Source organism: Butyricicoccus sp., assembly GCF_977037065.1.
The window spans coordinates 1-22942 of the sequence record NZ_CDRQNY010000029.1 but is presented as its reverse complement, the minus strand read 5'-3'; the positions used below and the strand labels follow the sequence as shown (position 1 = coordinate 22942).

The following is a 22942-nucleotide window of genomic DNA, read 5'->3' as shown; positions in this document are numbered from 1 at the left end:
AGTGGCCAAAGGGAACAGACTGTAAATCTGTCGTCTATGACTTCGGTGGTTCGAATCCACCACCTTCCACCAAAACAGAAGGACATTCCAAAAGGAATGTCCTTTTTCTGTTTTGGTGGAAGGTGGTTGTGGATTCGAAAGGTGGCTCTTAGAAACAGCCCAGTGGGCTGTTTCAACCACCGTGGCTTTACCGCAGCAAAGCGAATCCACCACCGGACGGGTCGGCACGCGTGTGGCAGTGCGGTTAGGGGACTGCACCAGACGCTCAAGTTAGGCACGCGCCATATACGAAGGAATGCAAAACAGGCACGCGCCTAATTCGAAGGAAAGAGCGCTCGTTCGATAGCGAAATCAACCTGCACAGGCTATTTGGAACGATTTATTGTCGTTTGCGATGTTACCTCGTAGGGGCGCACAGTATGCGCCAGGGCAGCGCAAAATCATACGGGATGTGGGCGAACAATGTTCGCCCCTACGGTTCAGCCGGTGCAGATGAATTTACAAATGGTGTGCCGAGGTCGTACCTCAGGGCACCTTCTCTTGCGGATTTGCCGCAATTCACCGTGGCACACCCTACGGAATAGCTTATGCACACCGAAAAATATTCCCGGAGTTGACCATTCGTGGTCAATTTTCCGCACAATCCGCGGTATGGATGAGAACGAAAAACCGCGCCACAGCCCTGCCATTCCGCAGCAACAGGGTTTATTCCCATGCCCGTCGTTTTTTCTCGCCCGGAAAACGCGATTTCTCGTCCGGAAAACGGCATTTCTCGTCCGGAAAATCCACAGAGCAGAGAAGAGCAGAGGACAGAACAGAAGAGGAGAGGAGAGTAGAGCAGAGCATAGCAGAGAACAGCAGAGCAGAAACAAAATTGAGAATGGAGAATGATTCTGACTGACCTGACCCTGACTGACGAAAAGAGATTTTCTAAATTGCTTTCTGCAAATAAAAAGGACCTCCGGTAAAACCGGAAGTCCTTGATCTATCGTTTTGGTAACGAGATTACTTAGCCATGGAAGCAACTTCTGCTGCGAAGTCGTCAACCTTCTTCTCGATGCCCTCGCCCTTCTCGAAACGAACGCACTTTACGAGCTTGATCTCGCCGCCCAGCTCCTTGGCAACAGCCTTGATGTGAGCCTCAACGGAAACCTTGTTCTCCTTAACGAAAGCCTGCTGCAGGAGGCAGTTCTCCTCGTAGTACTTGCCGATACGGCCGTCTACCATCTTGTGGATGATCTGCTCCGGCTTCGGCTTAGCAGCGGTCTTGTTCTCCTCGAGAGCCTGGATCAGGAGGATCTCCTTCTCCTTAGCCAGAGTAGCCTCGTCAACGTCGGACTTGTCCAGGAAGGACGGGTTCATAGCAGCAGCCTGCATGCCGATGTCCTTGCCCAGCTCCTTAACAGCAGCGTTGTCCTTCAGATCCTCGGAAACTTCCAGACCAACCAGAACACCGATTACGCCGCCCATGTGGTTGTAAGCAACGTTAACGGTGGAGTTGTCGAAACGCTCGAAACGACGGATCTGCAGGTTCTCACCGATGGTCAGAACCTTCTCCTGCAGAGCGTCCTGAACGGTGCCTTCGCCCATCTTGCAAGCCTTGAGAGCCTCAACGTCAGCCGGAGCGTCCTTGATAACAACGTTAGCAACGTCGGAAACGAACTGCTGGAAGTCAGCGTTCTTAGCAACGAAGTCGGTCTCGGAGTTTACCTCGATGATTGCGCCTACGCCGCACTCATCACATACGGTAGCCTTGACCAGACCCTCAGCAGCGATGCGGTCTGCCTTCTTGGCAGCCTTAGCCAGGCCCTTCTCACGGAGCAGCTCGATAGCCTTGTCGAAGTCGCCGTCGGCCTCGGTCAGTGCCTTCTTGCAGTCCATCATGCCTACGCTGGTCATTTCGCGGAGCTTCTTTACGTCAGCAGCGGTAAAAGCCATTTTATTATTCCTCCAATTTATGATTTTACGATGAAAAAAAACGTAGGGCACAACGAACACCGGCGCGCCGGGTCGTCGCGCCCTACGAACAACTCACTGAATGTTATATTGAGTTATGAATTACTCAGCCTTTGCGTCAGCCTTAGCCTCAACCTCGAGCTGCTCGCCCTGCTTGCCTTCCAGAACAGCGTTAGCCATGGTCTGGGAGATCAGCTTGATAGCACGGATAGCGTCGTCGTTGCCCGGGATAACGTAGTCGATCTCGTCCGGATCGCAGTTGGTATCAACGATTGCAACGATCGGAATGCCCAGCTTGCGTGCTTCTGCGATCGCGTTCTTCTCCTTGCGGGAGTCAACTACGAACAGAGCGCCCGGAAGCTCCTTCATTTCCTTAACGCCGCCGAGGTACTTCTCGAGCTTAGCGATCTCGAGCTGGAGCTTGATAACTTCCTTCTTCGGGAGCAGATCGAAGGTGCCGTCAGCCTGCATCTTCTGCAGCTGGTTCAGACGAGCGATGCGGGTACGCATGGTCTTGAAGTTGGTCAGCATGCCGCCCAGCCAACGTGCGTTAACGTAGAACTGACCGCAGCGCTCAGCCTCTTCCTTGATTGCGTCCTGTGCCTGCTTCTTGGTGCCGACAAACAGGATGGACTTGCCGGAAGCTGCCATATCGCGTACGAAGAAGTATGCTTCCTCGAGCTTCTTTACAGTCTTCTGGAGGTCAATGATGTAGATACCATTGCGCTCGGTGAAGATGTAGGTAGCCATTTTCGGGTTCCAACGACGGGTCTGATGGCCGAAGTGTACGCCGGCCTCCAGCAGCTGCTTCATAGAAATTACTGCCATTTTGTTTTTCCTCCTTGGTTTTTCCTCCATCCCTGATCATCTGACAGCGGCAACAGAACGAGCGTCCCATCACCGACCGCTTTCATCACGGGATGTGTGAATTCATGCTATGATAGTTTACACCAATGGGAGGGGGATGTCAAGAGGAAAGTTGAAAATTGAGGATGGAAAATGGAGAATGCAGAATGAACGATACGATTTACGGCGTTTCCCCGGGGGTGGCAGTGCATGAAATGCATACCGCAGGGTGCTGAAATCTTTTTTCGCTGCATAAATTATGACAGGAGGGGATTTCTTTGCGATTGGGTTTTCGTCACACCGCGTTTCAGGCGGTATGCACGGTTTTGGTTTTATGCTTTGCGCTCGGACTGCTTGAGCGTGCCGACACGGTGCAGCCGGTATTCGGGGAGGACAGCGTGCGCGTGCCGATTCTAATGTATCACAGCATTCTGAGGGACAGCGCACGGCAGGGCAAATATGTCATCTCACCGACGGTTTTGGCGGCCGATCTGGACGCCCTGCAGGCGAAGGGGTATACCGCCGTAACGGTAAGCGATCTGCTGGCGTATGTGCAGGACGGCGCAGACCTGCCGGAAAAGCCGGTGATGATCACCTTCGATGACGGCTACTACAACAACTACATTTACGCCTATCCGCTGCTCAAACAGCGCGGAATGAAGGCGGTTGTGTCCATCATCGGCAGCCAGACCGCGCTTTTTACCGACAACGGAGAGGAAAACGCCTACTGGTCGCATTTGCGGCTTGACCGCCTGCGCGAAATGCAGGATGTGTTTGAGGTGCAGAATCACTCGTGGAACCTGCACGAGTACGGCGAACGCCGCGGCTGTCTGCGCCGGAGAGGCGAGGACGAAACGCGCTATGAGACCCTGCTCCGCGAGGACACCGAGCAGACGCAGACGCTTATCACGGACGCCGGATTGCCCGCGCCGACCTGCTATACCTACCCGTTCGGCGCGTGCTCGAAGGAGAGCGAAACGCTGCTCAAAAGCATGGGCTTCCGGTGTACGCTCGGGTGCGAGGAGCGCGTCAATACCGTTACACGCAACCCGGACTGCCTGTTTGAGCTGGGGCGGTTTAACCGTCCGGCAGGGCAGAGCACGGAAAGCTTCCTGCACCGCGCGTTAGGAGAGGATTAAATGCAGAATGCTATGCGATTTTCTGAGCTGCACTGTCGTGAGGTGATCAATCTGTGCGACGGAGCACGGATGGGCGAGGTGAGCGATCTGCTGTTTGATCCGGTCTGCGGACAGATTACCGCACTTGTCGTGCCCGCGCAAAGCGGCATTGCAGGGCTGTTCTCCAAGAATGACTGCGTTATTCCGTGGGGGTGCATTGAAACCTTGGGAGAGGACTATATTCTGGTCAGGTACAGACCAAAATAGGGAGGAGGTAGGAGTTAGGAGGTAGGAGTGGGTGATGATAAACGTTTTCCGTAGGGTGCGACGACCTCGGCGCACCGCATGTAAATTCATCTGCAACGTCTACCTCGTAGGGGAGGCCATTGGCCTCCCGCGCTATGGTTAAACGGGTGCGTGGCCGCTCCTTGCGCAGGCTCCGGTCGCGCTGCGGGCGACCACTGGTCGCCCCTACGGTTATGCGTGAGCCGATTAGTTGCACGGCGGGCTGAGGGCAGCCCGCCCTACGGTATAGGTAAATCACAAGGAAAACTCCTCACTCCTACCTCCTAACTCCTGCCTTGCACAGGAAAACAAAAAAGGCGGACAACCGTCCGCCTTTTGGCTCAATCCTTTTTATACTTCGCAACGCCCTCGGTGTAGAGGTTGCCGCCGACCGAATCCTGCGAGACGATGGCGGAGAAATTCTCCACGGTGAGGCGCTTGACCGATTCGCAGCCCAGCTCGTCATACGCGATGACCTCGACGTTCTTAATGGATGCCGCCTTCGCCGCGCCTGCGCCGCCGATGGCTACCATATAGACCGCGCCGTTGCGCTCCATTGCGTCCTGCACGCCCTGCCCCCGCACGCCCTTGCCGATCATGCAGGCAAGACCTGCATCGAGCAGACGCGGTGCGAACGGGTCCATACGGCCGGAGGTGGTCGGGCCGACCGAGCCGATGACCTGACCCGGCTTTGCGGGGGTCGGGCCGGCGTAGTAGATCGCCGCGCCGTCGAGGTCGAACGGCAGCTTGTCGCCTGCGTCCATCGCGGCAACGATCTTCTTGTGTGCGGCGTCGCGCGCGGTGTAGACCGTGCCGGTCAGCGTTACGGTGTCGCCCGCGCGCAGCTTCGGCGCCATTTCCTTGAGCTGTTCGGTTTTCAAATCGTAGTGTGCCATGCTTATTCCTCCGTTTTCGGGCGCAGATTGTTCAGAACCTCACGCAGTCCGTTTTTTGTCTTGTCCGGCTCGGGATGGGGCGCCTCGCCGTCCTTTTTGCCGAGCGATGCGCTGATCTTGTCAATTTCGCCGAGCACTTCACCGGCCTTGCGGGCCATCTCGGCAGATTCCTGCTGGTTGCGTGCCAGCACGGTGCGGTAGTTCTCCTTGGTGGCATCCAGCTGGCGGCGCACCTGCTCGATGGTCTCCATCGACTTGCGGCGCAGCTTCTGCAGCTCTACCTTGGCATCCTCCTCGATCTGCTTGGCGCGCCGGTACGCGGAAAGCTCCATCTCAGCGATCTTCTCTCTGGTCGCATCGTATTCGCCACATTTGGCTGACAGCTTGGCGTTCTCCGAGGTCAGCCGGTCGTTTTCCGCCGCAAGCTGCGCCGCGCGGGCGTTCTGCGCCTCGATCTCGGTCGCTTGCAGGGAAAAACCGCTTTCGATCTGGTCAAGCTGTGCGCGGATTTTATCGGTATCCAGCGTCATTTCGCCCAGCCGCTCGAGCAGCTCGGCGTTCTTCGCGGTAAGCGCCTCGTTCTGCGTGCGCAGCTCGTTCATCGCGGACTGAGCCTCGGTCAGCTGAGAGCGCAGCTCGGCGGTCTCGGTGTAGTATTTTGTATCGGTTTCTTCTATGTAATGCAGTACGTCCTCGCGGTTAAAGCCGCCGAATACCGCACTGCGGAATCCACGGGTTTGCTCGTCCATTGCAGTTCCTCCCACAATAATCTAATTTACAGTATAACAAATTCATGTAGAAATGGCAACAAAATTGAGAATTGAAAATGGAAAATGGAAAATTAACGCATCGTTCAACCGGTTCCGCAGGGCGGGGCATGCCGGAGCGGCTTCTCTGGCCCTTGCGGACAATTCACCTTCTGACCTCATCCCGCCGTATGCCGTATAACGATAATCGTCATGTTTTCATCAACGGATACCGCGTAAATATAAATCGTATTCCAACCATCACCCATATAATCGGCGGTTTATTGGGGAAACGGCGGGATGGGGTCATCCCGCCCTACAATATACATGTTACCAATCGATAAAATCTGTGGTGACATACACACATTTTATCGTACATTTTATCGTAGGGTGCGACGACCTCGGCGCACCGTATCTAACCGATCTGTACGGGTTATCCCGTAGGGGAGCACATTGTGCTCCCACGCAGCGCCATATCAAACGTATTTAGGGCGAACAATGTTCGCCCCTACGGTTACGCGCGTGCATGTGGGCGACATTCGGTGCGCCGAGGTCGTACCCCAGGGCACCTTCTCTTGCGGCTACGCCGCAATTCATCTTGCCGCACCCTACGGGATACCTATTCAATATAATTGCACGATGCGGCCATTTCCGCAATGCACACAAACGTGCGGGAAATGCAATCTCTTTGTACATATTGAACAGAATGACATAATAATGTAAGGTAATGTGCCCGAATATCTTGCAATCAAAAATGGAAAGTGATATTATAAATCTATCTTGCAAAAACGAGGAAGATGCTCAATGTTAGAATTAAAAGATTTCGAGGCAGCTGCGGACCGACTGAAAAACGTCATCCACAACATTCCGCTGTCTACGTCCTGCACCTTCTCCGCCATGACCGGCGCAGAGGTTTATCTGAAGTACGAAAATCAGCAGAAGACCGGTTCCTTTAAGGTGCGCGGTGCTTACAATAAGATTATGAAGCGCTTCGCGGAGGGCGACCTGCACGCTGTTGTTGCATCCTCTGCGGGCAACCATGCACAGGGCGTTGCCTTTGCGGCAACCGCTGCCGGTGTAAAGTCCACCATCGTTATGCCGCGTTCCGCGCCGATCGCCAAGGTTTCCGCAACCCAGGGCTACGGTGCCGAGGTTGTTCTGGCGGGCAACATTTACGATGAAGCCTATGCCAAGGCATGCGAGATCTGCGAGGAGACCGGCGCAGAGTTCATCCACCCGTTTGACGATGAGGATGTTATGGCGGGTCAGGGCACCATCGCGCTGGAAATCCTGCGCGACCTGCCGGGTGTTGACATGATCTTCGTTCCGGCCGGCGGCGGCGGACTGATCTCCGGCGTGGCTGCCTGCGCAAAGCAGATCAACCCGCGCATCCAGATCATCGGCGTACAGGCTGAGGGCGCACCGGCGATCGCAAATTCGTTCCGCACCGGTGAGCGCATTCCGTCCGATACCGTGCACACCATCGCTGACGGTATTGCCGTAAAGACCCCGGGCGAAAAGACCTTTGAGTATATCAAGAAGTATGTGGACCGCGTTGTCACGGTTTCCGATGACGAGATCGCTTCCGCTGTTCTGCTGCTGCTCGAGCGCTGCAAGCAGGTCGTTGAGACCTCGGGTGCGGCTCCGCTCGCGGCTGTGCTCAACAACAAGGTGGATGTAAAGGGCAAAAAGGTCGTATGCGTGCTGTCCGGCGGCAATATCGACGTATCCTTTATTCACAAGATTGTGGAAAAGGGCCTGATTACCCGCTGCCGTCAGCTGAAGTTCTCCGTGCTCATGCCGGATGCACCGGGCGCACTCGAGCATTTCTCGCACATCGTTGCACAGCAGAATGCCAATATCATCCTGTTCCAGCATGACCGCGTACAGACGGACCTCGAGATCGGCGAGGCGATTATCCATGTCGTCTGTGAGGTTGGCGGCGTTGACCACGCCAAGCGCCTGATCGACACCCTCACCGATGATGGCTATAAGGTGTTTACTTCGCAGATTTGATAAAAATGCAATGAAATTACAGCGTTCCGCTTGGATAGAGCGGGGCGCTGTTCTTTTTTTCGGAAGAATGGAGAATTGAAAATGAACGTAAATCATCACATTCATTTTCAATTTTCAATTACACCTGCCTTGTATAACGCTCTGCTCTCATGGCAAGATATTATATTGACAAATAAATAACGATGTGCTATTATCTCAGCGTGATAAGGAATGAAAAAACAGGTGGACGTTTTATCGCATTATTTGCCTTAAAACGGATAGAATAATAAAACCACGCATACAGTCAATCGCAGAAAGGAAGCATTACGCTATGGCAGCACACATCAACGACGAAATGCTGAACAAAATGGACGCATACTGGCGGGCGGCAAATTATCTTGCAGCCGGTCAGCTTTACCTGCTCGACAACCCGCTCCTGAAGGAGCCGCTGAAGCCCGAGCATATCAAGAAGAAGATCGTCGGCCACTGGGGCACGGTGCCCGGTCAGAACCTGATTTACGTTCACCTGAACCGTATCATCAAGCAGTATAATCTGGATATGATCCTGCTGTCCGGCCCGGGTCACGGCGGCAACTTCTTTGTGGCGAACACCTATCTCGAGGGCACCTACAGCGAGGTTTACCCGAACATCAGCGAGGACACCGAGGGCATGAAGCGCCTGTTCAAGCAGTTCTCGTTCCCGGGCGGCATTGCCAGCCACGTTGCCCCGGAGACCCCGGGCTCCATCCACGAGGGCGGTGAACTGGGGTATTCTCTGGCGCACGGCTTTGGTGCGGTGCTGGATAACCCCGATCTGATTGCAACCGTAGTTGTCGGTGACGGCGAGGCGGAGACCGGCCCGCTGGCAACCTCGTGGCACGGCAACAAGTTCCTCAATCCGGTGACGGACGGCGTTGTTCTGCCGATCCTGCACCTGAACGGCTACAAAATCTCCAACCCGACCCTGCTTTCGCGCATTCCGGAGGAGGAACTGCGAAAAATGCTCGAGGGCTGCGGCTGGAAGCCGTATTTCGTCGAGGGCGATGAGCCGATGAAGGTACACCGCGCACTGGCGGACACGCTCGACACCGTAACCGAGGAAATCCTCGCCATCCGCAAGCATGCGCGCGAGACCGGCGACACGACCCGTCCGATCTACCCGATGATCGTGCTGCGCACCCCGAAGGGCTGGACCGGCCCGAAGAACGTGGACGGCAAGCAGATCGAGGGCAGCTTCCGCGCGCATCAGGTGCCGCTGATGATGGACAGCCCGGAGCACCTGCCCATGCTCGAGCAGTGGCTGCGCAGCTACCATCCGGAGGAGCTGTTCGACGAAAACGGCAAGCTGATTCCTGAACTCAAGGCGCTGGCGCCGACCGGCGAGCACCGCATCGGCGCAAACCCGCACGCCAACGGCGGTCTGCTCATGCACCAGCTGCGCCTGCCGGATTTCCGCGATTACGGATTGAATGTTCCGGCTCCGGGTGCGGTCGAGGGTCAGGATATGATCGAGCTTGGCGCTTATGTCCGCGATGTCATCAAGCTGAACATGGACAGCCGCAACTTCCGCGTATTTGGCCCGGACGAGACCATGTCCAACCGCCTGAGCCACATCTTCGAGGTCACCGACCGCGAGTGGAACGCCGAGCGTCTGGACACCGACGAATTTCTGTCCGCAAGCGGCCGCGTGATGGACGGTATGCTGTCCGAGCACATGTGCGAGGGCTGGCTCGAGGGCTATCTGCTGACCGGCCGTCACGGCTTTTTCGCAAGCTATGAGGCATTCATCCGCATTATCGACTCGATGGCGGCACAGCACGCCAAGTGGCTCAAGGTCTGCAACGGCCTGCCGTGGCGTCAGCCGATCGCGTCGCTCAACCTGATTCTGGCTTCCAACGTATGGCAGCAGGACCACAACGGATTTACCCATCAGGACCCGGGCTTCCTTGACCACATCGCCAACAAAAAGGCGGATGTTGTCCGTCTGTACCTGCCGCCCGATGCAAACTGCCTGCTCAGCTGCTTCGATCACTGCATCAAGAGCCGCAACTATGTCAACGTCATCGTGGCTTCCAAGCATCCGCGTCCGCAGTGGCTGACCATGGAGCAGGCTGTGCAGCACTGCACCCAGGGCATCGGCATCTGGGAGTGGGCGTCCAACGATCAGGGCGCAGAGCCGGACGTTGTTATGGCGTGCTGCGGCGAGACGCCGACGCTCGAAACGCTGGCTGCCGTGTCCATCCTGCGGGAAGAGCTGCCCGAACTCAAGGTTCGCGTTGTCAACGTGGTTGACCTGATGAAGCTGCAGCCCGAGCGGGAGCATCCGCACGGCCTGTCCGATGCAGAATACGACATGCTGTTCACCAAGGATAAGCCGATCATCTTCGCCTTCCACGGCTACCCGACGCTCGTTCATGAGCTGACCTACCGCCGTCATAACCGCAACCTGCACGTTCGCGGCTACAGGGAGGAGGGCACCATCACCACGCCGTTCGATATGCGCGTGCAGAATGATATCGACCGCTTCCACCTCGTCAAGGACGTTCTGCTGCGCCTGCCGCAGCTGGGCAACCGCGGCGCGTACCTCTACCAGAAGATGAGCGATAAGCTGGTGCAGCATCAGCAGTATATCAACGAGTACGGTGAGGATATGCCGGAAGTCCGCGAGTGGAAATGGAAATAATGGAGAATTGAAAATGGAGAATGACCGTGAAGGGATGGTTCTCCGCAGGGCGCACATTGTGCGCCCTTTTTCTTTTGCACGAATGCAAAAAAGTTCGGAAAGTTTTCGGATGGCAGGAATATAATTGTAGGGTGCCCTGGAGCACGACCTCGGCGCACCCTACGGTAAGGCCATCTATCACGTTAACGCCTAACTACAAATTATGCTTGACATACCGTCTGGTTCATGTTATATTCTAACTGTACTAAAACACACAGTACAGTTGATACACTCTCAAATCAACAAAAGGAAAGGAGGCGCGTCAGGTGATTAAAATCGACTATCGGGATGCCCGACCCATCTATGAACAGGTGGTGGACGGCATTGAGGGACTGGCTCTGCGTGGGGCACTGCCGGCGGACACCCAGCTGCCCAGTGTACGGCAGCTTGCGATGGAACTGTCGATCAACCCGAACACAATACAGCGCGCTTACGGAGAGTTGGAACGCCGCGGTGTGATCTACGCCGCAAAAGGACGGGGAAATTTTATATCGGACAATGCAGCGGCGCTGCGTTCCCAGAGGCTTGACGAACTGGGTGAGCAGATTACCGCACTGGCCGGTCAGGCGCGCTCGCTCGGAGCGACCGAGGAGCAGCTGCGCGGCTGGGTAGAGAGGAAAGGAGAGAGCGGAACATGATTACGGCAACCAACGCAACCAAGCGGTTTGAGGACATCACGGCAGTCGATCACATCTGCGCGGAAGTGAAGGACGGCTCGGTCTACGGGCTTATCGGCTCGAACGGCGCGGGCAAGTCCACGTTTCTGCGCATGCTGGCAGGCATCCTGCAGCCGGATGAGGGCACGGTGCAGATCGACGGAGAGGACATTTTCGAGAACATTGCGATGAAGGAACGGTTTTTCTTCATCTCGGATGAGCAGTTCTTTTTCCCGAACAGCACCCCGAAGGAAATGAAAAACTACTACAAGCGCTTTTACAGCAAATTCGATGAAGCGCGCTACCGCAAGCTGATGAACGGCTTCGGTCTGGACGAAAACCGCAAGCTGCGGACGTTCTCCAAGGGCATGAAAAAGCAGGTTTCGGTCATCTGCGGCGTATGCAGCGGCACGGACTACTTATTCTGCGATGAGACGTTCGATGGTCTCGACCCGGTCGTTCGCCAGACGGTAAAGAGCCTGTTTGCCGAGGATGTAGCGGACAGAGGTCTGACGCCTATCATCGCCTCGCATAACCTGCGTGAGCTGGAGGACATCTGCGACCACGTCGGTTTGCTGCATCGCGGCGGCATCCTGTTCTCGCGCGATCTGGACGATATGAAGCTCGGTATGTACAAAATGCAGTGCATTTTCCCGAATCCGCTGCCGGATTCCGCGTGGGAAGGCTTTGACATTCTGCACAAGGAGCAGCGCGGCTCGCTGTACACTATTACGGCGCGCGGCAGCCGGGAAGAGCTGCTCGCCAGGGTGAACGCGCTGAACCCGACCTTCTGCGAGCTGCTCCCGCTGACGCTGGAGGAAATCTTTATCAATGAAACGGAGGTGGCAGGCTATGATGTCAAGAAACTCCTGTTCTAAGGGTCTCGTGCGGGATTGCATGAAACGCAATCTGTGGGCCATCGTGCTGTCCACGGTGGGATTCTTTATGGCGCAGCTGCTGCCGGTGATTATGACGGCGCAGCACAGCCTGTCGGCGCATAAGCAGGATCTGGCCAATCTGAGTGCGGCCGATGCCGCGGCAAGCTGGCAAGGCTATGTGGAGAGCGTCGGTGAGATGCTCGGCGGACAGAATGTGTTTGTCAAGCTGGCCGTCATCATTCTGGCGGTCACCTGCGGTGTGAGCATGTTCGCGTACCTGCACAATCGCCGCAAGGTGGATTTCTATCACAGCCTGCCGATTTCGCGCAGCCGCCTGTTCGCGGTGGACTACGCGACCGGTGCGCTGTGTGCGCTGGTGCCGTACCTCGTGCTGCATGCGCTGAGCATTGTCAGTGCATGTGCGATGGGCTTCGGTGAGGTGGTCAACACATCGCTCATCGGCGTGATCGCGTCCAACATCATTTTCTTCTTCCTGCTGTACGCGATGGCGGCTGTTACGACCATCCTGTGCGGCAACACGGTCATCACGCTGCTGCTCGGTCTGTGGGTGTACTTCGGACCGACACTCGTAACCGCACTGTGGCAGGGTCTCAAGAGCATGTTCTTCCAGACCTATGTGACGGATGCATCCATGGCTTCGCTGCTGTTCTACAACAAATTTGCACCGCTGATTCAGTATTTCGGCGTAAACGGCACGAAAATGCATAGCTGGGCAGTGGAGCCTATCTGTGCGATGGATTACTCCGCCGGGCTGCAGGAGTCGAGTGCTATCGGTCTGCTGATCGGCTATGCGGTTGCGGCGATCGTTATCACCGCACTGGCACTGTTCCTGTTCCGCATCCGAAAGAGTGAGCGGGCGGGCACGGCACTGGCATTCAACCCGATCAAGCTGCCCGTCAAGATTATTATCTGCGTGGTTATGGGTACGGCGTTCGCTGAGATTTTCAAAATGCTGGTCTACGAATCCGAGCTGTGGTTCTGGGTCGGTCTGGTACTCGGCACGGTCATTTTCCACTGCGTGGTGGAGATCATTTACGCGTTCGACTTCCGCGCCATCTTCCGCAAGCCGCTGCAGCTGGTTATCATCCTTGCAGTGCTGTGTGCGGGTCTGCTGACCATGCAGGCGGATGTGTTCGGCTACGACAAGTGGCTGCCGGATGAGGGCAGCATTGCAGCGGCAGCGCCGATGGGTTACGTCGGTGAATCGGCACTGCTCAGTGAGCCGGAAAACATCGCGGCAGCGCGGCAGCTGGCGGCGCTCGGCGTGGAAAGCCTGAATAATACGGATGAAAATGCACAGAAGGAGTGCATCACCGTCACCTTCAAGCTGAAGAACGGCAAGGTGAAGAGCCGTTCGTATGAGCTGCCGGGCACAGACGAAGTGTTCACGCTCAAAAAGCAGATTTACCAGTCCGCAGAGTACAAGCAGAAGACGTGGTCGCTGTTTGCGCTCGGCGAGGTCAACGAGGGTTATCACCGCAACATTGTTTTTTACACCAACGGTGACGGCTACAACGGCGTCGGCACACTCAGCGACTCGCAGAAGGCACAGGAGATCATTGACACGCTCAAGGCAGAGACGCTGACCCACACCGGTGATGCTATGCCGGTGCTGCGCATGGAATTCTCGCAGCAGAACAACGACGATTATTACAGCGAGGGTGCCGTATGCGTGACCGACAAGGACGTAAAGACGCTTGCGCTCATCAAAAAGTACGCCAATATCGTTCCCAAGGCCATCAGCGCGAAAAACGTAAAGCTGATTACACTGAGCATCTATCTGCCGGATGAAGACATCTGGCAGGGCGTGCAGGTGACCGACAGAGCAGACATCGACGCGCTGCTCAAGAATGCGGTCAACATTGACGCAATGAATCTGTACGGCAGCGATGCGATGGCGTATGGCATTATGCAGCAGTTTGCCCGCAGCAACGTATCCGTGACCTACACGGACGAAAAGGGCGATGAGTGGAACGCAAGCGCAGGCTACACCGAAGAGGATTATCCGAAGGATATCATCGAGAAATACCGTGCACAGGCGGAGAAGGACGCGGAAAACGGCGTCGAGTCTGCACAGGACGGTGATGTTGCCTATACGACGAAAGTGGCCGTCGGATGAGAAAGCGCGGTAGCATCGGCACGCTGCTTTTGCTGGTGTACCTTGCAGGCGTGGGACTGTTTACCGGTCCTTCGCTGGCGCAGCTGCTCGTTGGTCATCTGCCGCAGCCAAGGCTGGAGCTGATTCCGTTCGCGGATATGATTTCCGTGGTAAAATCTCCGGAGGCGCCCGGTCTGGGTCCGTTCGTGAACATTGCCGGAAATATCGCGCTGCTGTTTCCGCTCGGGCTGTTCCTGCCGCTGTTCTGGCGGTGGTTCGAGCGGGCAGGCCGGACGATATGGTGGTGCTTCGGCACGTCGCTCAGCATCGAGCTGATACAGCTTGTGGCGGGCGGCGTCACCTCGGTGGATGATCTGCTGCTCAATACGCTCGGCGGCGCGCTCGGCTTCGTGGCGGCAAGGCTGCTGATGAGAGCGTGTCCCAAGCTCGAGCCGACAGGTGAGGGAAGGGCAGAGTGGGCAGCACCGCTTGTCTGCTGGATCGTCATCATCGCGGCAAGTACAATATCCGATCTGCTGATTCTGTGGTAGGAGACAGCGGGTCGCAGGATAGAGAGTAATATATGGAAAACAGGCACACCGAGAGGTGTGCCTGTTTTGGTGTTAATGGGTAAAATTGTTCGTAAAAATAAAAAAACGCCGGTATTGGCGTTGGATTGACGGGGTTCGACAGGGTGTGATATAATGATTGTGCTGATATGGAACGGCGAGGTTATTCCCCCGGAATAAGGGGGTGACGCGCATGACAACAATGGAAGTACTTACGCTTCTGATGCTGCTTGCGACGGTTGTCTTCGGTATCTTGAACCTCAAGAAATAACCGCCACCTAAAAAGGCAGCGGCGTTTTCCTCAAGCTGAAAACTTATAGGGGAACGACCGCACCCGACACGTGAAAGCCGTTCTCATATCAGTAATTATAAACGGGCGCTTCGGTTTTGTCAAGTGATGAAACCGGAGCGCTTGTTTGTTGAGAGACATGGTTTTTGCACCATATATCCCGTAGGGCGAACAGTGTTTGCCCAAATTGCACGTTGTCGTTGATTGGTATGCGGGCGCACGCTGTGCGCCCCGCCGTGTAAACCATCTGCACATCGCTGCAAAGGGCGGGCTGAGGGCAGCCCGCCCTACGATGACTTGTTTCTTTGCTCAGGTGAATTTCATTGTCGAACAACCTGTTCTTCCCTTCGAATCGGGTGTGTGCTGACTTGGCGTTCCTTCGGATCGGGCGTGTGCCTGCCGGGATTGGCTGGTGCAGTTCCATCGTCTTACTGCCACACGCGTGCCGACCCGTCCGGTGGTGGATTCGCTTTGCTGCGGCAAAGCCACGCCGGTTGAAACGTGCCACCGGCACGTTTCTAAGAGTCGGCTTTCGAATCCACAACCACCTTCCGCCAAAACAGAAAAAGGACATTCCTTTTGGAATGTCCTTCTGTTTTGGTGGAAGGTGGTGGATTCGAACCACCGAAGTCATAGACGACAGATTTACAGTCTGTTCCCTTTGGCCACTCGGGAAACCTTCCATATTCGATTACCAGCTTGATTGGAGCTGGTGGACGGACTTGAACCCCCGACCTGCTGATTACAAATCAGCTGCTCTACCAACTGAGCTACACCAGCGTTTTGTCAAGCCGTCTGTCTCAGCGACTTATATATAATAGCATGCGGAGCGCGGATTGTCAACAGCTTTTTGCAAAGTTATCGAAAAGAATTGTAAAACCATGTGCACCGCTATTAAGAAAAGGGCGGACACACCGGTCCGCCCCTGCGTACTAATTAAACGAACACATTTTGCACCAGCACCATATAAAGCACCGTGCCGACGCCGATGGACAGCAGGTTATTATGCTTCCAGATGTGCAGCAGCGCCGTGATGGCAATGCACAGCAGTTCGGGAATACCATGTGTACCCGTCACCCAGCCGACGTTTTTCAGGCAGTACACGACCAGCAGCGCGATGACTGCGGGCGGCAGGGTAGAGCCGAGATAGCGGATGATGGGCGGGATGGGCTTGGAGCCGTTGAACAGCAGGAACGGCGCGACGCGCGTTGCAAACGTGCAGACGGCTGCCACGGCGATCATGGCGATAGCATAAACAGTTGTCATAATCAGGCGACCTCCTTTGCCAGACGGCTGCGCATAGCGACCAGCATGACGCAGATTGCGAGCATGGCGGGCAGGATGAAATTGTCCGGTCCGAGGATGGCGAGCGACACAGCTGCCGCAGCCAGTCCCATCAGTGCGGGGATGTGGCACTTCGTGCTCTGCCACTGCTCCACGAAGATAACCGTGAACAGCGAGGTCATGGCAAAATCAATGCCGGTGGTGTCAAACGGCAGTATGCCGCCGATGATCGTGCCGAGCACGCCGCCGAGGATCCAGTAGCTGTGATCCAGCATGGCGATCCAGAAGCGCATATCGCCTGCATCAATGCCCTCGGGCGTCTTGACCGAGCACAGCAGGGAATAGGTCTCATCGGTCAGCGAGAAGATCATGTACCACTTGCGGCGGCCCATCTCATGAAAAGTCTCCAGAAAGGACAGACCGTAGAAGATATGCCGGCAGTTGAGCAGCAGCGTCATCACCGCAACGGTAACAAGGGACGCTCTGGCCGCCAGAAGCGACACAAGCAGATACTGTCCCGAGCCTGCGTAGATGCTCAGGCTGCAGAAGAAGGACCAGATCGATCCGAAGCCGATATCGCGCAGCATAACACCGAATGCAAAACCGATGAACAGATAGCCGCACAGTACGGGTATCGTGGCGGTAAAGGCAGGACGAAACGCCTTTTTCATGGAAATCACCTACATACTATAAGGGTAAAAGAAAAGCGCTCTGCGAACAGAGCGCTTTGGCATTTCAACGTAAACGCACAGATCGTTAAAATCAGATAGCGCGGGTAACCTTGCCGGAACGGAGGCACCGAGTACATACGTTGATATGGCGGGGAGTACCATCGACCATAGCCTTTACGCGACGAACGTTCGGCTTCCAGGTTCGATTGGAACGACGGTGAGAGTGGGAAACCTGAATACCAAAGGTCACACCCTTATTGCAAATATCGCACTTTGCCATTTTCCTGCACCTCCTTCTTTCGGGCATTGCATAGCAGATATTATATTACCACATGTATAGAATGAATGCAAGCATTTTTTTCAGAAAAAGAGAAAATTTCAAGTTTTCCTGCGGTCCGTGCGGAAATCGTTGAAAATAACAGGAAAATAGGGTATAATACATCTATATCTACTTTATGTATTATACTATGTATTATACAGTAATAAAACAGCAGAGTAAAGAGGATATAGAATACCTGCCACAGCGGAAGGGAGCATTATACTTATGCAGTTAAAAGAATTCGGTGTCAGCTTGGGCGATCTGATCCATGAATTTAATTTTGAGGTCGTTTACGGTCCGGAAGGCTTTGAAAAGACCGAAATCACCAAGGACGACGTAAACCGTCCCGGTTTGCAGCTGGCAGGATTTTTTGATTATTTCGATCCGAACCGTATCCAGATCATGGGCAAGGTTGAGTCCAGCTATGTAGAGGGTCTGTCGAGCGAGGAGCGCCGCAGCCGTTTCGACCGTCTGTTCGAGACCGGCATCCCGGTGCTGCTGCTCTCGCGCAACATTGACGTATTTCCGGAGTGCCTTGCGGCTGCACAGGAGCACGGTGTGCCGATCCTCCGTACCAACGAGTTTACCTCTACCATCATGAGTGCGATCATCGCCTCCCTCAAGGTCAATCTTGCACCGCGCGTTACACTGCACGGCGTACTCATCGAAATCTACGGCGAAGGCGTGCTTCTGCTCGGTGACTCCGGTGTCGGCAAGTCCGAGACTGCGATCGAGCTGGTAAAGCGCGGCCACCGTCTGATTGCAGACGACGCGGTTGAGATCAAGCGCGTATCCGACAAGACGCTCGTCGGTACGGCGCCCGAGGTTATCCGCCACTTTATCGAGCTGCGCGGCATCGGCATTGTTGACGTTCGCCGTATCTTCGGTGTCGGCGCGATCAAGATGACCGAAAAGGTTGAGCTTGTCATCAACCTCGAGCCGTGGGAGGACGGCAAGCAGTACGACCGCCTCGGCATGGACAGCCAGACGACCTCCATCCTCGACATCGCTGTGCCGAGCCTGACCATTCCGGTAAAGCCGGGCCGCAACCTTGCCGTTATCATCGAGGTTGCAGCGATGAATGACCGTCAGAAAAAGATGGGCTTCAACGCCGCAAAGGAGCTGCAGGAGCGTATGCTCAAGCAGTACGGCAACTGATAAAAGGTAAGGCAATACAATTCAAACGGTATTGCCTTGAAAATTTAATAAAAGGTGGGGATCTTTATGAAAAAAGCAGCGGTATTAGTATGTATGGCGTCGTTACTTCTTTCGGGATGCAGCGGTGCCGGTGGGGAAAAGGTGTCGCAGACGGCGGATTCCTGTGCGCAGGCGGTTGCGTCCGAGCTGGCGAAGACCGACTGGACGGCGGTCAGCACCGATACAAACAGCGATGACGCTGCGTATGTGATGGCGCATACGGACACGGTTGCGCTCGACAGGCTGATTGCGTTTACGCTCACGTCCGATGGCGGACCGAGTGAGGGCGCGTGCGAGGAGCTGCGGAGCCGTTTTCTGGAATCGCCGCACACCGTTCTGGCGTATCTGGTGCTGATGGGCGATCAGCCGGTATCGTCGGACGACAGCACACCGGCGGCAGAGTTCATCTGCGGGCAGATCGCCTCGGCGGATGCCGCATGGCATGACGGCTCGGAGGAGTTTGCACAGGTGATGGAATCCTGCAGGGCCGACTATCCGGAAGGACCGGCGGCGGAGCTGCTGAGCAAAATGGAGACGGCGCACGAAGCCTCTCTGGAGCGGAATAAATAATATGCGCAGGCAAAAGCGTGACTTTGACGGTCATGTCTTTTGCCTGCGTTTTCTTTTAGGGAAAACGACTAAACAGAGCGGACGCTTTTTGTTGAATCAACCGAAATAAAACCGGGAACAAAACCACTTCCGGACCGTCTAACTGGGTATAAAAAGGAGGTAGTGATTATGATGGAGAAAAAACGAATGGCGGCATTGCTTGCAGCGGTGCTGTTCGGCATGAGCGCGATTCCCGCCGGAGCGGTGAACCTGATCGACACGGACGCGGCAGCGACCGACTCCGCCGAGCACGCGGAGATGGATTTATACGGCGTGCGCGCCACAGTAACCGACAGGCAGGACGGCGAGCTGACGGTCAGCACCGAAACCGCAGGGACAGTTGTGGTGCATATTGCGGAGCAGACGATCATCATGGACACGCAGACCGGTCTGCCGGCAGACGCACAGGATATCAAAAAGGGTGACGAGGTGTACCTCTACTGCGGGGAAATGATGGCGCTGTCCGAGCCGCCGCAGGTGTATGCCAAGGCAGTTCTGGTCAATCTGACCGACGAACACGAGCCTGCCAGTCTGCTGTCCGCCGAGCAGGTGAGCAGGAACGCGGACGGCAGTCTGACCGTGCAGGCAAGCGATGGCGGGCTGATGCTGAACATTGCGCGGAATGCGTCTGTTACGCCGTTCGGCACGAAAAACAAGGCAAAACTTGAGGATATCCGCATGGGGACCCGGTTTTTCGCATGGTATGATACGGTTATGGAATCCTATCCGGCGCAGGCATCCACAGAGAAAATCGTGCTGCTGCCGCGCGAGGACGACACGTTCGCCATCGTCATTGAGGGCGATATCGCCATCGGTGAAGGCCGCATGACGAACGGCGTGGCTATGGTTCCGCTGCGCCTGACCGCCGAGCTGTGCGGCTTTACGGTCAAGTGGAACGCAAAGGACCGCACGGTGCACCTTACCAACGGCACGGTGCAGACGACTGTGACCATCGGTCGGGATGAGTATTTCCGCGCGACTGCCCTGCCGAACGCGGACGGCATGAGCCGCCCGGGAGCGCTCGGCGCCGCGCCCTATATCGCGCAGAGCAGAACGTGGGTTCCGGCTGAATTGTTCGGTCTGCTCGGCGAGCAGATTGAGATGCGCGGGGATGCGCTGTATCTCGGCGGGGTGCCGACTGCCTTTACCGGAGAAGCCGATGAGACGAACACGTTTGACATCGTATGCAAGGGCAAGACGATCGACAAAGGCCGCATGGAAAACGGCGTAGCGATGGTGTCGCTCCGTGAGGTCGGCGAAGCCCTCGGCTACACCGTGACGTGGGATATCGAGAACTGTCAGGTGAAGATGAACAACGGCAAGGTTATGACGCATGTAAACATCGGCGAGGATTCCTATATCCGTTCGGTGATGAACGGCGACGGCACGGAAGCACCGGTTTCGTTCGGCGCGGCGCCGTATTTCGCTGATGGCAAGACGTGGGTTCCGGCAAAGCTGTTTGAACTGCTCGGAGAACAGGTTGAAATGAAGGGGAATACGCTGTATCTCGGTGGAACGGAGAACTAAATACGAGAAAGGATGACCGCCATGAAACGAAAGTGGAAAGCCTGCCTTTGCATAGCCGCGTTCCTGCTGGCCGTGCTGCCGGTCTCCGCAAGTGCGGATTCTGGTCCGAAACCGCAGATCACCATTCAGGTGCAGAATGCGCCGGACGGCGATTATTATGTTGACCTGCTCATTCCGGGCGAGGTACCCGAGCAATGCATCGACAATATCGAGTGGAATCATATCGACCGTGCGTCGCTGCCGCTGGATGCGCTGGAGCGCGACCGCATGGACGGCTGGCACTATGCCATGCTGGACGGCACGCCTGCACCGCTGTTTTACAAGCATCCGGACAAGGACATGTTTGTGTTCAGCTATTTCGGCACGCCGGACACGTTTCGGATTGCGGTTTATGATGATTCTCAACAGAAAGTAAACTTTTCTGAGGTGATGAAGCGCACACAGCTGCAGCAGGTATTCACCTGTGACTTTGCGGATAATACGGTAAAAACCGGAAATCCGCTGCTGACATATCTCAAACAGTTTGCGTCCTCGCTGCTGCCGACGCTGCTAATAGAGGGAATCCTGCTGCTGCCGTTCGGCTTCTGGGACAGGCGCAACGCAAAGCTGTTCTTCGTCGTCAACATCGGCACACAGCTGCTGCTCACGGTCGTAACCGCGGCCTGCATGTGGATCGGCATGCCGTTCTACCGGTATCTGGTATTTGCGCCGCTGGAGCTTGTGATTTGGATCATCGAGGCCGTTATTTACCGCAAACGGCTGCAGACCCGGCGGGAAACGGCTCATCCGATCGCTTACGCGCTGTGCGCCAACGCATTGAGCGCAGCCGCAACTTTGTTCAGCGTGCACATGATATTTCCGTGGGTTTGAGTGAAAAGAACCTGTCAATCGACAGGTTCTTTTCAGTCTGTCGAAAAAGTCGTATAGTCAGCATTTTTTCAGCATTTCGCGCGGTAGCGCGCATGAAATAGCATTTGCTCTGCAAATGCTCAAAAAGGGGGAGCATGTATCACCATTTTTGAACTTCTGGAGGGAGAAAGTTTCTGTATAGGAACTTTCGGACGACTTTGGAACGGCCCACGGTCCGTTCCTGCTTGTCGGCGAAACTGTAGTTTCGCGACAGCCTCAAAAGAACCTGTCAATCGACAGGTTCTTTTGCGTATTCCGGCATTTTGTGGTATGCTATACGGAGCAAAGGAGGCGAGCGGCCGTGTCAGCCAAAGCATACTATCATCTGCCCGGATTATTTGAATTTTACGAGTTTTACCGCGCATTTCTGCCGTTATACCGCGCAAATCATGACTGGTTTTACGACTGGTGTGAGATTGGGTCCATTTACGGCGCACCGGCGGACTGCCTCTGGGGAGGCGGACGAGCGGGTTTCGGTGAGTGCGGCGCACGCGAAGCGCTGGCTCTGGCACAGGAGTACGGCGTTTCCGCGCGGCTGACATTCAGCAATTCGCTTCTGCGCGAGGAACACCTGTCCGACCGCAAATGCAATGCACTATGCGAGTTGTTTTCGCAGGTAAACAGCGTGGAAAACGGCGTAATCGTGCATTCCGAGCTGCTGACCGACTACCTGCGGACGCGGTATCCGGCGCTGTACCTCGTGTCGTCCACAACCAAGGTACTGACCGATTTTGATGATTTCCGGCGCGAGTTGGACAGGGAAGAATTTCGGTATGTCGTGCCGGATTTTCGATTGAATAAGCGGTTTGACGAATGGAACGCCTTGTCGCAGGTGCACAAAGATAAGGTGGAATTTTTGTGCAATGAGTGCTGCTGGTTCGGGTGCAGTGACCGCAAACGCTGCTACGAGGTTGTCAGCCGCAAAAATCTCGGCGAGGACTGCGAGCACCGGTGTAAAGCACCGGAGGCACAGAGCGGCTATCGGTTCTCGAAGGCGATGGAAAATCCGGGGTTCATCGGCGTTGATGCTGTTCTGCGGACGTATCTGCCGATGGGATTTTCACAGTTCAAGATTGAAGGCAGGGGACTGGGCAGCGCGCTGATCCTCGAGTTTTTGCTGTATTATATGACAAAACCGGCGTATCAGCTGCGCGTGAGAGAAGAAATCTATCTGGATAATATGCTCGATTTATTTTAGAGCATAAGAAAAGAACCTGTCGTAAGACAGGTTCTTTCAGTCTGTCAAAAAAGTATTATTTTAATTTTTACGCTTCGTGCGGCAGCACGCATAAAATAGAATTTGCGGAGCAAATTCATAAAAAGTCGGGGCGTGTACCTGACTTTTTATACA

At 55.3% G+C, this 22942-nt stretch carries 20 protein-coding genes and 2 tRNA genes; 13 read left to right on the top strand and 9 right to left on the bottom strand.

The window, feature by feature from the left end; genetic code table 11:
* Window positions 1-1005 precede the first annotated feature (1005 nt).
* Both tsf and rpsB read right to left on the bottom strand, forming a co-directional pair.
* Window positions 1006-1938: a translation elongation factor Ts gene (tsf, locus tag ACWVX6_RS09375; protein WP_455152990.1), complete on the bottom strand. Its 933-nt coding sequence runs from the start codon at window positions 1936-1938 to the stop codon at window positions 1006-1008.
* Window positions 1939-2058: 120 nt separating this feature from the next.
* Window positions 2059-2784: a 30S ribosomal protein S2 gene (gene rpsB, locus ACWVX6_RS09370; protein WP_110436512.1), complete on the bottom strand. Its 726-nt coding sequence runs from the start codon at window positions 2782-2784 to the stop codon at window positions 2059-2061.
* A gap of 296 nt (window positions 2785-3080) precedes the next feature.
* On the opposite strand from rpsB, the gene ACWVX6_RS09365 reads away from it, so the two are divergent.
* Window positions 3081-3941: a polysaccharide deacetylase family protein gene (locus ACWVX6_RS09365; RefSeq protein WP_455152989.1), complete on the top strand. Its 861-nt coding sequence runs from the start codon at window positions 3081-3083 to the stop codon at window positions 3939-3941.
* Window positions 3942-4187, top strand: a complete 246-nt coding sequence (locus tag ACWVX6_RS09360; RefSeq protein WP_455152988.1) for a YlmC/YmxH family sporulation protein — start codon at window positions 3942-3944, stop codon at window positions 4185-4187.
* Between the two features lie 359 nt (window positions 4188-4546).
* On the opposite strand, the gene ACWVX6_RS09355 is transcribed toward ACWVX6_RS09360, so the two are convergent.
* Entirely contained in the window at window positions 4547-5101 is a 555-nt protein-coding gene (locus ACWVX6_RS09355; RefSeq protein WP_110436515.1) for a FumA C-terminus/TtdB family hydratase beta subunit, read from the bottom strand.
* Between the two features lie 2 nt (window positions 5102-5103).
* Window positions 5104-5850, bottom strand: a complete 747-nt coding sequence (locus ACWVX6_RS09350; protein WP_455152987.1) for a hypothetical protein — start codon at window positions 5848-5850, stop codon at window positions 5104-5106.
* 801 nt (window positions 5851-6651) lie between these two features.
* Between ACWVX6_RS09350 and ilvA the strand changes: the two genes are divergently transcribed.
* The 6 genes from ilvA (at window position 6652) to ACWVX6_RS09320 (ending at window position 14768) form a co-directional block, all read left to right on the top strand.
* Window positions 6652-7863 (top strand): threonine ammonia-lyase, encoded by a 1212-nt coding sequence (gene ilvA / locus ACWVX6_RS09345; RefSeq protein ID WP_455152986.1) that lies wholly within the window; start codon window positions 6652-6654, stop codon window positions 7861-7863.
* A gap of 310 nt (window positions 7864-8173) precedes the next feature.
* Window positions 8174-10525, top strand: a complete 2352-nt coding sequence (locus ACWVX6_RS09340) for a phosphoketolase family protein (RefSeq protein ID WP_118285330.1) — start codon at window positions 8174-8176, stop codon at window positions 10523-10525.
* A gap of 305 nt (window positions 10526-10830) precedes the next feature.
* Window positions 10831-11202 (top strand): GntR family transcriptional regulator, encoded by a 372-nt coding sequence (locus tag ACWVX6_RS09335; RefSeq protein WP_455152985.1) that lies wholly within the window; start codon window positions 10831-10833, stop codon window positions 11200-11202.
* Window positions 11199-12098 carry an ABC transporter ATP-binding protein gene (locus ACWVX6_RS09330; protein WP_455152984.1) on the top strand — a complete coding sequence of 300 codons (900 nt, stop codon included), beginning with the start codon at window positions 11199-11201 and terminating at the stop codon, window positions 12096-12098. Before ACWVX6_RS09335 ends, ACWVX6_RS09330 begins: the two co-directional genes overlap by 4 nt.
* A gap of 19 nt (window positions 12099-12117) precedes the next feature.
* A complete protein-coding gene (locus tag ACWVX6_RS09325; RefSeq protein ID WP_455152983.1) occupies window positions 12118-14238 on the top strand; it encodes a hypothetical protein in 2121 nt (706 codons plus the stop codon).
* Window positions 14235-14768 (top strand): VanZ family protein, encoded by a 534-nt coding sequence (locus ACWVX6_RS09320; RefSeq protein WP_455152982.1) that lies wholly within the window; start codon window positions 14235-14237, stop codon window positions 14766-14768. Before ACWVX6_RS09325 ends, ACWVX6_RS09320 begins: the two co-directional genes overlap by 4 nt.
* Before the next feature lie 905 nt (window positions 14769-15673).
* Here ACWVX6_RS09320 and ACWVX6_RS09315 read toward each other — a convergent pair.
* From ACWVX6_RS09315 to rpmB, 5 genes are all read right to left on the bottom strand, one after another.
* Window positions 15674-15758, bottom strand: a tRNA-Tyr gene (locus tag ACWVX6_RS09315).
* Between the two features lie 21 nt (window positions 15759-15779).
* Window positions 15780-15855 (bottom strand) — tRNA-Thr (locus tag ACWVX6_RS09310).
* A 156-nt stretch (window positions 15856-16011) separates the two neighbouring features.
* Window positions 16012-16341, bottom strand: coding sequence for a branched-chain amino acid transporter permease (locus ACWVX6_RS09305; protein ID WP_110436522.1), 330 nt, complete (start codon window positions 16339-16341; stop codon window positions 16012-16014).
* A gap of 2 nt (window positions 16342-16343) precedes the next feature.
* Window positions 16344-17030 carry an AzlC family ABC transporter permease gene (locus ACWVX6_RS09300; RefSeq protein WP_455152981.1) on the bottom strand — a complete coding sequence of 229 codons (687 nt, stop codon included), beginning with the start codon at window positions 17028-17030 and terminating at the stop codon, window positions 16344-16346.
* Between the two features lie 91 nt (window positions 17031-17121).
* Window positions 17122-17310, bottom strand: a complete 189-nt coding sequence (gene rpmB / locus ACWVX6_RS09295) for a 50S ribosomal protein L28 (RefSeq protein WP_110436524.1) — start codon at window positions 17308-17310, stop codon at window positions 17122-17124.
* Window positions 17311-17574: 264 nt separating this feature from the next.
* Between rpmB and hprK the strand changes: the two genes are divergently transcribed.
* The 5 genes from hprK to ACWVX6_RS09270 all read left to right on the top strand — a co-directional run bounded on the left by hprK (window position 17575) and on the right by ACWVX6_RS09270 (window position 22789).
* Entirely contained in the window at window positions 17575-18507 is a 933-nt protein-coding gene (gene hprK / locus ACWVX6_RS09290; RefSeq protein ID WP_117492289.1) for an HPr(Ser) kinase/phosphatase, read from the top strand.
* Between the two features lie 93 nt (window positions 18508-18600).
* Window positions 18601-19116, top strand: coding sequence for a hypothetical protein (locus ACWVX6_RS09285; RefSeq protein ID WP_455152980.1), 516 nt, complete (start codon window positions 18601-18603; stop codon window positions 19114-19116).
* Window positions 19117-19284: 168 nt separating this feature from the next.
* Window positions 19285-20682 carry a stalk domain-containing protein gene (locus ACWVX6_RS09280; protein ID WP_455152979.1) on the top strand — a complete coding sequence of 466 codons (1398 nt, stop codon included), beginning with the start codon at window positions 19285-19287 and terminating at the stop codon, window positions 20680-20682.
* 21 nt (window positions 20683-20703) lie between these two features.
* Window positions 20704-21552, top strand: coding sequence for a hypothetical protein (locus ACWVX6_RS09275; RefSeq protein ID WP_455152978.1), 849 nt, complete (start codon window positions 20704-20706; stop codon window positions 21550-21552).
* 340 nt (window positions 21553-21892) lie between these two features.
* Complete coding sequence (locus ACWVX6_RS09270) at window positions 21893-22789, top strand: hypothetical protein (protein WP_455152977.1); 897 nt, start codon at window positions 21893-21895, stop codon at window positions 22787-22789.
* The last annotated feature ends 153 nt before the right edge of the window (window positions 22790-22942 follow it).

Bases quoted from the DNA above. Each gene is read 5' to 3' on its own strand.
- tsf (WP_455152990.1), bottom strand. From the start codon at position 1,938: ATGGCTTTTACCGCTGCTGACGTAAAGAAGCTCCGCGAAATGACCAGC.
- rpsB (WP_110436512.1), bottom strand. From the start codon at position 2,784: ATGGCAGTAATTTCTATGAAGCAGCTGCTGGAGGCCGGCGTACACTTC.
- ACWVX6_RS09360 (WP_455152988.1), top strand. From the start codon at position 3,942: ATGCAGAATGCTATGCGATTTTCTGAGCTGCACTGTCGTGAGGTGATC.
- ACWVX6_RS09355 (WP_110436515.1), bottom strand. From the start codon at position 5,101: ATGGCACACTACGATTTGAAAACCGAACAGCTCAAGGAAATGGCGCCG.
- ACWVX6_RS09350 (WP_455152987.1), bottom strand. From the start codon at position 5,850: ATGGACGAGCAAACCCGTGGATTCCGCAGTGCGGTATTCGGCGGCTTT.
- ilvA (WP_455152986.1), top strand. From the start codon at position 6,652: ATGTTAGAATTAAAAGATTTCGAGGCAGCTGCGGACCGACTGAAAAAC.
- ACWVX6_RS09340 (WP_118285330.1), top strand. From the start codon at position 8,174: ATGGCAGCACACATCAACGACGAAATGCTGAACAAAATGGACGCATAC.
- ACWVX6_RS09330 (WP_455152984.1), top strand. From the start codon at position 11,199: ATGATTACGGCAACCAACGCAACCAAGCGGTTTGAGGACATCACGGCA.
- ACWVX6_RS09325 (WP_455152983.1), top strand. From the start codon at position 12,118: ATGAAACGCAATCTGTGGGCCATCGTGCTGTCCACGGTGGGATTCTTT.
- ACWVX6_RS09320 (WP_455152982.1), top strand. From the start codon at position 14,235: ATGAGAAAGCGCGGTAGCATCGGCACGCTGCTTTTGCTGGTGTACCTT.
- ACWVX6_RS09305 (WP_110436522.1), bottom strand. From the start codon at position 16,341: ATGACAACTGTTTATGCTATCGCCATGATCGCCGTGGCAGCCGTCTGC.
- ACWVX6_RS09300 (WP_455152981.1), bottom strand. From the start codon at position 17,030: ATGAAAAAGGCGTTTCGTCCTGCCTTTACCGCCACGATACCCGTACTG.
- rpmB (WP_110436524.1), bottom strand. From the start codon at position 17,310: ATGGCAAAGTGCGATATTTGCAATAAGGGTGTGACCTTTGGTATTCAG.
- hprK (WP_117492289.1), top strand. From the start codon at position 17,575: ATGCAGTTAAAAGAATTCGGTGTCAGCTTGGGCGATCTGATCCATGAA.
- ACWVX6_RS09285 (WP_455152980.1), top strand. From the start codon at position 18,601: ATGGCGTCGTTACTTCTTTCGGGATGCAGCGGTGCCGGTGGGGAAAAG.
- ACWVX6_RS09280 (WP_455152979.1), top strand. From the start codon at position 19,285: ATGATGGAGAAAAAACGAATGGCGGCATTGCTTGCAGCGGTGCTGTTC.
- ACWVX6_RS09275 (WP_455152978.1), top strand. From the start codon at position 20,704: ATGAAACGAAAGTGGAAAGCCTGCCTTTGCATAGCCGCGTTCCTGCTG.